Genomic DNA, 9,111 nt, shown 5'->3' on the forward strand with positions numbered 1-9,111 from the left:
AAATTAGAAGCGACCAATAATCTCATTAAACTCATCAAACGAAATGCCTTTGGTTTTCGGGACTTTGAAAACTTCAAAAAACGGATTTTTATCGCTCTCAACATCAAAAAAGAAAGGACGAAATTCGTCCTTTCTCGATCTTAGCTTTTCTTCAACCCACTACAGTCGACAAAGAGCCGATTATTTTACTGTTGCTGTGTTTGTGATCAATTCAACAGCTTTTTTGATTGCGATATCATGTTTCAACATATCAGCTGAAAGCAAGTTTTGTACTTGTGCAACTTCCATATTGTAGTCTGCTGCCAATTGCTCAATTTCTTTTTGGATTTCTTCTTCTGAAGCGTCAAATCCTTCAGCTTTGGCAACTGCTTCGATAACAAGGTTAGTCTTGGTACGTGACTCAGCTTCTGTTTCGTATTGTTTGTGAAGGTCTTCTTGAGTAGTTCCTGTGATTTGGAAGTACATGTCAGGGTTGATACCTTGGCGTTGCAAGTTTCCAAGGAATTCATTTACTGAACGATGAACTTCTTCGTGGATCATTTCTTCTGGAAGTTCTACGATTTCAGCGTTTTCTACAGCTTTATCGATTGCTGCACCTTCAAGGGCATCTTTGTATGCTTCTTCTTTCGCAGCAGTCAATTCTTTGCGGTATTTTTCTTTCAATTCGTCAAGAGTTTCCACTTCTTCGTCGATGTCTTTTGCAAGTTCATCATCAAGAGCTGGAACTTCTTTAGCTTTTACTTCGTGGATAGTTGTTACGAATTTAGCCTCTTTACCTGCAAGGTCTTCTGCTTGGTAGTCTTCTGGGAATGTTACGACTACATCAACAGTTTCGCCAGCTGAGTGTCCAACCAATTGGTCTTCAAAACCAGGAATGAATTGACCTGATCCAAGGCCAAGTGAGAAGTTTTCACCTTTTCCACCGTCAAATTCAACACCGTCGATAGAACCAACAAAGTCGATGACGACAGTGTCGCCATTTTCAGCGGTGGCTTCCTTGATAACCAATTCAGCCAAGTTGTTGCGTTCGCGTTCGATACGCTCTTCAACGTCAGCATCTGTTACTTCTTTTTCTACATCTACTGATACTTCAAGGTTTTTGTAGTCACCCAATTTAACTTCAGGTTTTGTCACGACTTCAGCGGTGATAACCCAGTCTTGACCTTTTTCCATTGAAGTGACGTCAATTTTTGGTTGCGCAACCACTTCAAGACCAGCTTCTTTTACTGCAGCTTCATAAGCGTTTGGCAAAAGAGCGTTCAACACATCTTGGTAAAGTGTTTCTTCACCGAATTTTTTATCAAAGATAGGACGTGGAAGGTGACCTTTACGGAAACCTGGAACATTAAGAGTTTTCTTTACTGAGTTAAATACACGGTCCAATTCTGGTTTGATTTGGTCTTGAGAGATAGTGAAAGTCAAGACACCACGGTTTGTTTCTTTGTTTTCAAATGATACAGACATTCTGTCATTTCTCCTTAAAATTTTTAATACAGTCCATTATACCATATAATAGCGACTTTTTTCAAGTAATGAATGCGCTTTTCAACGATGCTAAAGGTACTTGCTTGCCTCCTTGATACTAAGTTCAGCCATTCTTTCCTTATTTTTTTCGATGAAAGTTGCTACCCATTCAGGATTGGTCTTGGAGTAGTCTCTTAGAGCCCAGCCAATGGCTTTATTGATAAAAAATTCTGTCTGGTCCAGATTGTTTAGTAGGACCTTTTCCATCAGTTGGACATTTGTTTTCTCTTTTCTTAACAACTGGTGGTCAATGGCAACTCGTCTCAGCCAGATATTTCCAGATAGGCTCCATTTTAAAAGCACTTCTTCAAGTTCCAGATGGTTAGCCACCAAACTTCCTACTACTCGATCTAGGATATCTACCGTGTCCCACCAAGACTTAGTCACGACCAGGCGCTCAAGCTTAGGCAAATCGTCCTTCGTTAGATAAGACTGCATGGCTTTCAAATAGTTGGCAGCCACATATTGGTATTCTCTAGGCTCCTTTTCCCAGCAAGTGTCTACAAAATCCCAGTCAATATCTCTTGTTTTTTTCGCGCTTGGAAAGTACTTTTTATAGAGTGCATTTCTTTCAGGACCTGCAATGCCTAGAAAGGGAAATTGATGGCGCATATAGGCTTCCATGGAGCCTGCTTTCTCAGGGTCTTTTGCCGCCTCTAACTCCCCAAGTAAATCTGCAAGATTCATCTAAAAGTCCTCTTGCCCCACCAAATGGTGCTGAAAGGCATAGACCGCTGCCTGGGTGCGATCACTGACCTCAAGCTTGGCTAGGATGTTGGACACATGGGTCTTGACCGTCTTGAGAGAGATGAAGAGTTCATCTGCGATGCGTTGATTTTCGTAGCCCTTGGCAATCAGTTGAAGCACGTCACGTTCACGCGCAGTCAATTCCTCATGAAGTTCCATATGATTGCGGTGGTATTCGACCTTCTTGCTAACCTCTTGTTCAATAGCCAGCTCGCCCGCTGCCACCTTACGAACGGCATGGAGCAATTCGTCTGCACTAGAAGTCTTGAGCATATAACCTTTAGCACCAGCGTTCAAGACTGGCATGATTTTTTCATTGTCTAGGTAAGAGGTCACAATCAAAATCTTGGCTTCAGGCCATTCTTTGAGGATGGCTAAGGTAGCATCAATCCCATTCATCTCAGGCATGACGATATCCATGACAATAACATCTGGACGCAGTTCCAAGGCCAACTCAATACCTTGAGCCCCATTGGCCGCCTCGCCCACAACTTCCACATCGTCTTGGAGATCAAAATAGCTTTTCAAGCCCAATCGGACCATTTCATGGTCATCTACAAGTAAAATTTTCATCTCTACTCCTTTATGATTCCTTGTCTAGCAGGGGAATACGGATATCAACCGCCAGTCCTTGCTTTGGAGCTGTCAAAAGTTGAACCGTTCCTGCCATATCTTCAACCCGCTCCTTGATATTTCGCAGTCCATAACTCAAGTCATCTAAACTCCCCAACTGGAAACCAATTCCATTGTCCACCACCTTCAGCTGCAGTTCAACGTCTGTCTGATAGAGGTAGACATCTAGGCAAGATGCCTGGGCATGGCGGAGGGTATTGCTGATCAACTCCTGCAAAATACGGAAGATATGTTCCTCAATCTTCTTGGGCAATTTAGACACATTTTGCTTGAGATTAACCTTGAGGTCGCTCTTGTCCTCTAGCTCTTTTAAGAGGATGTTAATCCCCTCAACCAAACTCTTCTCTTCCAACTCAACAGGTCGCAAATGCAAGAGCAAGACCCGCAAATCTTTCTGGGCTGTTTCAAGGATGGCTGCGACACTTTGCAACTGGGTCTGCATCTTTTCTCTATCCAGCTTCAAAACCTGCTGACTGACACCTGATAAAATCATATGGGCCGCAAACAACTCCTGACTAACCGTATCGTGCAGGTCACGTGCTATCCGCTTCCGTTCTTTCTCTATGATTTCTTCTTCCCTGACCAGGCCTTGATTTTCAACCTTTTGAACAGCCTCTGTCAAGAGATTAAGCTTGCCAGACAAGGACTTGAAACTGGCATCCAAGTCTGGATCTGCAAAAGAAACCACCTCTTTTCCTGCTAACAAGCGCTTGAGATTGACTTGCATTTTTCTTCGAGAGACTTCTTCTATCACGCGCCAAAAGAGGACAAAAAAGAAGGTCATGGAAAGGCTAAAGACCAAGATCAAGAAGATTAACTTCTCTGTTTTCTCGATATCTTGTAGCAAATAGGACCAATCCAGTTCAAAAATATCTAGTAAACTATTAGTCAAAAAGAGGATAAAGAGGAAAGAAGTCAGCCCGATTAATAGGTACGATTGCTTTTTCATCCTCTGACCACCTCCACATCGCCAACCATAGTAGTCAGGAAAATTTTGACGCTCTTGTTACTCTTGAGGTAGTCTCTGGTTTCCTGATGATAGTGTTCATTGCGGAGGGATCGCTTGGGTTGATGGAGGAATGTTAGATCTCCATAAAGACAGTTAACACTGAGGCTGATTTCCACATCAACAGGTACGATAATCCTAGTCGTTCCGACCATCTTTCTAAGGATAATGACATTGTCATGATTGATTAGGATGACTCTTTCCAAATGAATGGTGTCCTTTCCCATCAGGCGAAAGAGGTTGATATCGTCAAACTGGCAGGTCTGATGACTAGAGAAATGATGGAGATTGCCAAACCAAGGATTGCGTTCATTTTTAAGCGTCACTACCTCTTCAAAGACCAAGTCGGTCTCCTCTTTTTCTTGATCCATCATCGGATAGAGAAGAAAGAGGCTGTATATGACCGCTACAAAGATGGCTAAAATCACAAAGGGATTGAGCATGACGATGAAAAAGAAAAGAATGGTCGCCACAAGGAGGAAAACGTTGTTGCCTTCTTTACCTGTGTAATAACGAAGCAAAAGCAAAAAGAGGAATAGAATCAGCAGAAAACGCGAAAAATGCTCTGATACCATCAAAATCAGAGCTCCCGTCAATAGACAGGCTTCAATAAATAAAAAGATTTGAAATTTTTTCATAGACGCATCCTCTCCCTTCTATTTTATCACAATTCAAAAAAGTCACCTCGGTCTGAGGATGGAAAAAGTCGACAGGTCAGAAATTGCTTGTTTTAACTAACTTTAAAAAATTCACTGGAGTATTGAAGTTTATGAAAAGTAACAATGAAGTGTTCACTAGAGGTCACTATACATAAAAAAGGCGGGCTTCTTGTCCCGACCCCTCTATATCTGATCTTTTGCTTCTTTTAGTTTACCGTAAAGAAGATAGTCTACGTTTTGCAGATCCGCTATGGTGGCACAGTTAAGGGCACACATGATCAAGCGTAGATCTGCTTTCCAACCTTGAACAATGGAAATCACCTCTTCCACTGTGTAGGTTTCGACCAATTCCAGAACGGTTCGTGACAGTCCTACAGCCTTGGCACCAAAGACCAAGCACTTAATCATATCAAGAGGGTTCCGAACGCCACCACTGACCAAGAGTTCGACCTTGTCTTTCCAGTCTTGGGCATTGAGAAGGGCTTGCATAGTAGACTGACCCCATTGATTAAGGTAATCACGCTGGCCACTGCGACGATTTTCGATATAGGCAAAGCTAGTCCCACCACGACCCGATAGATCAACAGTTCGAACGCCCAGTTCATAGGCTCTTTCGATGGTCTTCACATCCATCCCAAACCCCACTTCCTTGAGAACAATAGGAACAGGGATTTGCTTGCTATAGTCTGCCAGATGCGATTGCCAGCTTCGAAACTTTCTTTCTCCCTCGGGCATGAGTAATTCCTGCATGACATTAACATGCACTTGGAGGAGAAGAGGATTCATCTTTTCTACAGTCTGAAGTCCTAACTCAACAGGCTTGTCCAATCCAATATTAGTACCAAGGAGGAGCTTTGGATGGCTAGATTTGACAGAAAAAGAGTCATCTGTTGGATCTTTGAGGGCTGCGCTATAAGATCCCGTCACAAACAAAATCCCACAGGCTTCTGCCACCTGAGCCAGCTTTTGATTGATTTCTCTCCCCTTATCGCTTCCACCCGTCATGGCATTGATATAAAAAGGAAAGTCCCACTTTCGACCTGCAAATTCTGTAGACAAATCAATCTCATCCAGGTCATAAAGAGGCAGGGAAGAGTGAATCAACTCCACCTCATCAAAGCTATTATAGGAACTTTTCTGCTCAAGGGCATAGCGGATGTGCTCGTCCTTACGATTTGTCGTCATATCCAATCCTTTCTTGGTATAAGAGCTCAATCCCCAGATCGGCCCAGCGATTTTTTAAGGTTTCAGTTGATTGCACATCAAAACTCAAGGCAATCCCACAGTCACCACCACCAGCGCCGCTACTCTTTGCAACAGCCTGCAAATCTTGACTGGCTTCTTTCAACTGTCTCAGCGAAGGCGTGTAAATATCTGGGCTCAAACCTTCTAAAAGTTGACTGGCTGTTTCCAGCTGCTCGATAATTTTTTCTGCATTCCCCTGCTCCAAGGCTTCTACCAAAGCAGACACCGTTACTTTTGAGGAAGTTAAAAAATTCTGATTATTGTTTTGCTTGATTTGCTGAACCATTTGACTCGATACGGCCACTTGCTTGGTCCATCCCACTAGGAAATCACACTCTAGGGCAGGTTGTACGTGTGAGATAGAGAAGCCCCAATCACGCTCCAAAACTGTTGCCAAGCTTTCTTCTTTCAACCAAGCAGCCACCTTTTGGCGATCAAATGACTGGTAGAGAATCAAATCCTCTGCCACAATACAGGCAAGGTCTCCCATAGAACCATTGTCGCCTCGCTTGAGCAAGACTGCGCTAGCCAGCTTGAACAAGAGTTCCGGATCAACCGTAATATCATATAGAGCCAGCAAGGCCTTGATAACCAAAACAACGACGCTACCGCTAGAACCCAGACCAAACTTTTTGCCTTCCCGTTCCATTTTTCCACGGATTTCCAAGGAAAAAGGTCGCAAAGTCTGACCACGATTGGCGAGGAAGTCCCCCATCAAAGCAATCGTTTCTTGAATCAAGCCGTAGTCAGGATTTGGCGTCAAGTCCACTGCGAAATCAAACATATCTGAGTGGATACGATAGTTATCAGAAAAGGTAATCTCAGCCTTCATATAGATGGGGATGGTCTTTATCAAGGCTAACTGTCCTGGCTCTAAAATAGCATACTCACCCGCCCAATAGAGTTTTCCGCAAGTTTTAACAGCAATCATCTTGGCTCAAATCCTTTGTTTTTGACACAATTAAGCGGTAACGTTGACCGAAGATTTCAGATAAATGCTCCAAGTCTTCCTCTTGACAGAGGACCTTGACATTGGGACCAGCATCCATGGTAAAGTAGCAGGCTTCTCCTTGCTCGCGAAGTTGACGGACAAATTCCATCGCTTCATAGGAAGCATCCGTTAGATAAGAAAAAGCTGGCGATGCTGTTTTGGTCGTAGCGTGCATAGCTAGGGCATTTTTCTCAGTCAATTCCCCAACCTTGGCAAAGTCATTCTCTTTGAGATAGACCAGCATATCTTGATAGTCCTGTTCAGACTGTCGAACCCAGTTTTCAAAAGTGGTTGATGTTTCCACACAGAGTTTCATCCCATCACGACTAGAGATTGGTTTTTTCTTATCCTCCAGCACCAACATGATCATAGCTAGTTTCAGGTCTGTCTCTACAGAGTAAATTTCCCCACTATCCTTATCCCAAGCACCGAGTGGTCCATAAAAACTGCGAGAGGAAGAACCTGAGGCAAACTTAGCTTCCTGCGCCAACTGACTTCTATCCAATCCAAGCTGGAAATAAGCATTGCAAGCCTTGACCAAGGCGGAGAGACCACTGGAGCTAGAAGATAAGCCTGCTGCAGTAGGCATATTGTTTTGAGTGTCAATACGAACAAAGCCCTCACCATCTGGACGGTAGCGGTCAATAATCTTAGTCATCTTGGCATGCTCAGCCTCACTCTGAAGCTGACCATTGATATAAAAGGTATCAGCAGTCGCATCCGTCGGTAGAGGCGACAAGGTCGTCTCTGTATACATGTTTTCCAAAGTCAGAGAGATGCTGCTAGTAGCAGGAACCATCTCTTTTTCTTTTTTCTTTCCCCAATATTTGATAATGGCAATATTTGCGTAAGAACGTACTGTTACAGGCTCTCGATCCATGTCTGAACAGCTCCTTTCTCTTCTAATCGTTTTGCTAGTTCTTGCGCTTGGTCCAGATTGGCTACCAAGGCGATAATACAGCCTCCAAGCCCACCACCACTCATCTTGGCACCTAGAGCACCATGGCTAAGAGCCGTTTCAACGAGGGAGTCTGCTTCAGGGCTGCTGACACCAATTTCTTTTAAATGTAAATGCGCTTGACTGAGGATTTGTCCCAGTCCTTCAGCATCTTTTCGTCTAATCGCATCTTCTGCTTGCTGGGTCAATTCTCCCAAGGCATGCAAAAACGGCAGAGCATCCTTCCCCTTGCTTTGAACCACTTGGATAGCTTCACGAGTGTGACCATACACGCCCGTATCAGCAATCACCAAATAGGCAGATAGGTTCATCTCAAGTTCTGTAAAACCAACATTCTTGATAAAGCGAATGGGCTGGTCACTGAGACAGGTCTTAGCATCCAACCCACTCGGATTCATATGGGCAATCATCTCAGCCCGATTGACCAAGATTTCTAGTACATCATGAGGCAGGTCGGCTTGATAGTAGTCAAAAACAGCTCGAATAGCCGCTATGCTGATAGCCGCTGACGAACCCATTCCCCGTTTTTCAGGGATAGCCGAGTCAATCACACAGCGAATGCAGGCTTCTTTGATATCCAAATACTCCAGCGAAGCATACACTGCCATGGACAAGGTATCCTCCTCATAAAGACGCCACGGGCTTTCAGCAGGGATCACCTTGCAGGTCACCTCCACCTCTAAGAGAGGGAGAGAAATGGCAGGATAGCCGTAAACGACCGCATGCTCCCCTATTAAAATAATCTTACTATGTGCCTGACCGACACCAACTTTTTTTGTCATGTTTTCCTTTAACCAGACGGAAAGACCGTCTCATTTCATACAGTAGTATTTTCTCCTATCTATTTTATTATATTTTCACAAAAAAAGCGATTGTTTCCTTCACAATCGCCTCTTTCATTATTGGACCCATTCGCCATTATAGTTGACGTAGTAGCCATCCACTCTTGTACTAACTGCTAAAGCACCTGAGCTATAAGCATAGTACCATTTGTCATTGACCTGAAACCAACCCGTCTTCATGTCACCATTACTTGCATGGAGGTAATACCAAGTCGAACCATCTTTAATCCAACTAGTTGCCATAGCTCCTGATGAACGGAGGTAGTACCACTTATTACCGACATAAGCCCAGCCTGTCTTCATATCCCCATTACTTGCGTTTAGATAATACCAAGTGGAGCCTTCCTTATACCAGCCAGTCGCCATAGCACCTGATGAACGGAGATAGTACCACTTGTTACCAACATAAGCCCAGCCTGTCTTCATATCGCCATTACTTGCATTTAGGTAGTACCAAGTCGAACCATCCTTAATCCAGCCAGTCGCCATAGCACCTGATGAACGGA

Annotated in this window: 10 protein-coding genes and 1 pseudogene; 1 reads left to right on the forward strand and 10 read right to left on the reverse strand. The window is 43.8% G+C overall.

Annotation, left to right across the window (positions count from 1 at the left end):
- Positions 1-144: transposase (locus tag SORDD16_RS11045; RefSeq protein ID WP_164966467.1), on the forward strand; the 144-nt coding region annotated here is incomplete at its 5' end.
- A 36-nt stretch (positions 145-180) separates the two neighbouring features.
- Here SORDD16_RS11045 and tig read toward each other — a convergent pair.
- The 10 genes and pseudogenes from tig to SORDD16_RS01290 all read right to left on the reverse strand — a co-directional run.
- Positions 181-1,464, reverse strand: coding sequence for a trigger factor (tig, locus tag SORDD16_RS01245; protein WP_061452043.1), 1,284 nt, complete (start codon positions 1,462-1,464; stop codon positions 181-183).
- A 90-nt stretch (positions 1,465-1,554) separates the two neighbouring features.
- Positions 1,555-2,211: a DNA alkylation repair protein gene (locus SORDD16_RS01250; RefSeq protein WP_061452044.1), complete on the reverse strand. Its 657-nt coding sequence runs from the start codon at positions 2,209-2,211 to the stop codon at positions 1,555-1,557.
- Positions 2,212-2,844, reverse strand: a complete 633-nt coding sequence (locus tag SORDD16_RS01255; protein WP_061452045.1) for a response regulator transcription factor — start codon at positions 2,842-2,844, stop codon at positions 2,212-2,214.
- 10 nt (positions 2,845-2,854) lie between these two features.
- Positions 2,855-3,853, reverse strand: coding sequence for an envelope stress sensor histidine kinase LiaS (locus SORDD16_RS01260; RefSeq protein WP_061452046.1), 999 nt, complete (start codon positions 3,851-3,853; stop codon positions 2,855-2,857).
- Positions 3,850-4,548 carry a cell wall-active antibiotics response protein LiaF gene (gene liaF / locus SORDD16_RS01265; protein WP_061452047.1) on the reverse strand — a complete coding sequence of 233 codons (699 nt, stop codon included), beginning with the start codon at positions 4,546-4,548 and terminating at the stop codon, positions 3,850-3,852. The genes SORDD16_RS01260 and liaF overlap by 4 nt, the downstream gene beginning before the upstream one ends.
- Before the next feature lie 204 nt (positions 4,549-4,752).
- Complete coding sequence (gene fni / locus SORDD16_RS01270) at positions 4,753-5,754, reverse strand: type 2 isopentenyl-diphosphate Delta-isomerase (RefSeq protein ID WP_061452048.1); 1,002 nt, start codon at positions 5,752-5,754, stop codon at positions 4,753-4,755.
- Positions 5,738-6,745, reverse strand: coding sequence for a phosphomevalonate kinase (locus tag SORDD16_RS01275; RefSeq protein WP_061452049.1), 1,008 nt, complete (start codon positions 6,743-6,745; stop codon positions 5,738-5,740). Before SORDD16_RS01275 ends, fni begins: the two co-directional genes overlap by 17 nt.
- A complete protein-coding gene (gene mvaD / locus SORDD16_RS01280; protein ID WP_061452050.1) occupies positions 6,732-7,685 on the reverse strand; it encodes a diphosphomevalonate decarboxylase in 954 nt (317 codons plus the stop codon). The genes SORDD16_RS01275 and mvaD overlap by 14 nt, the downstream gene beginning before the upstream one ends.
- The gene (gene mvk, locus SORDD16_RS01285) at positions 7,667-8,545 is read right to left on the reverse strand and encodes a mevalonate kinase (RefSeq protein WP_061452051.1); all 879 of its coding nucleotides are present in this window, start codon (positions 8,543-8,545) and stop codon (positions 7,667-7,669) included. Before mvk ends, mvaD begins: the two co-directional genes overlap by 19 nt.
- A 117-nt stretch (positions 8,546-8,662) precedes the next feature.
- Positions 8,663-9,111, reverse strand: a pseudogene (locus SORDD16_RS01290) (N-acetylmuramoyl-L-alanine amidase family protein); the annotation flags it as partial.

Source organism: Streptococcus oralis (genome assembly GCF_001578945.1).
Taxonomy (GTDB): domain Bacteria; phylum Bacillota; class Bacilli; order Lactobacillales; family Streptococcaceae; genus Streptococcus; species Streptococcus oralis_Q.

Coding starts and splice junctions, on each gene's coding strand:
- tig (WP_061452043.1), bottom strand. CDS start 1,464: ATGTCTGTATCATTTGAAAACAAAGAAACAAACCGTGGTGTCTTGACT.
- SORDD16_RS01250 (WP_061452044.1), bottom strand. CDS start 2,211: ATGAATCTTGCAGATTTACTTGGGGAGTTAGAGGCGGCAAAAGACCCT.
- liaF (WP_061452047.1), bottom strand. CDS start 4,548: ATGAAAAAATTTCAAATCTTTTTATTTATTGAAGCCTGTCTATTGACG.
- SORDD16_RS01260 (WP_061452046.1), bottom strand. CDS start 3,853: ATGAAAAAGCAATCGTACCTATTAATCGGGCTGACTTCTTTCCTCTTT.
- mvaD (WP_061452050.1), bottom strand. CDS start 7,685: ATGGATCGAGAGCCTGTAACAGTACGTTCTTACGCAAATATTGCCATT.
- SORDD16_RS01255 (WP_061452045.1), bottom strand. CDS start 2,844: ATGAAAATTTTACTTGTAGATGACCATGAAATGGTCCGATTGGGCTTG.
- mvk (WP_061452051.1), bottom strand. CDS start 8,545: ATGACAAAAAAAGTTGGTGTCGGTCAGGCACATAGTAAGATTATTTTA.
- fni (WP_061452048.1), bottom strand. CDS start 5,754: ATGACGACAAATCGTAAGGACGAGCACATCCGCTATGCCCTTGAGCAG.
- SORDD16_RS01275 (WP_061452049.1), bottom strand. CDS start 6,745: ATGATTGCTGTTAAAACTTGCGGAAAACTCTATTGGGCGGGTGAGTAT.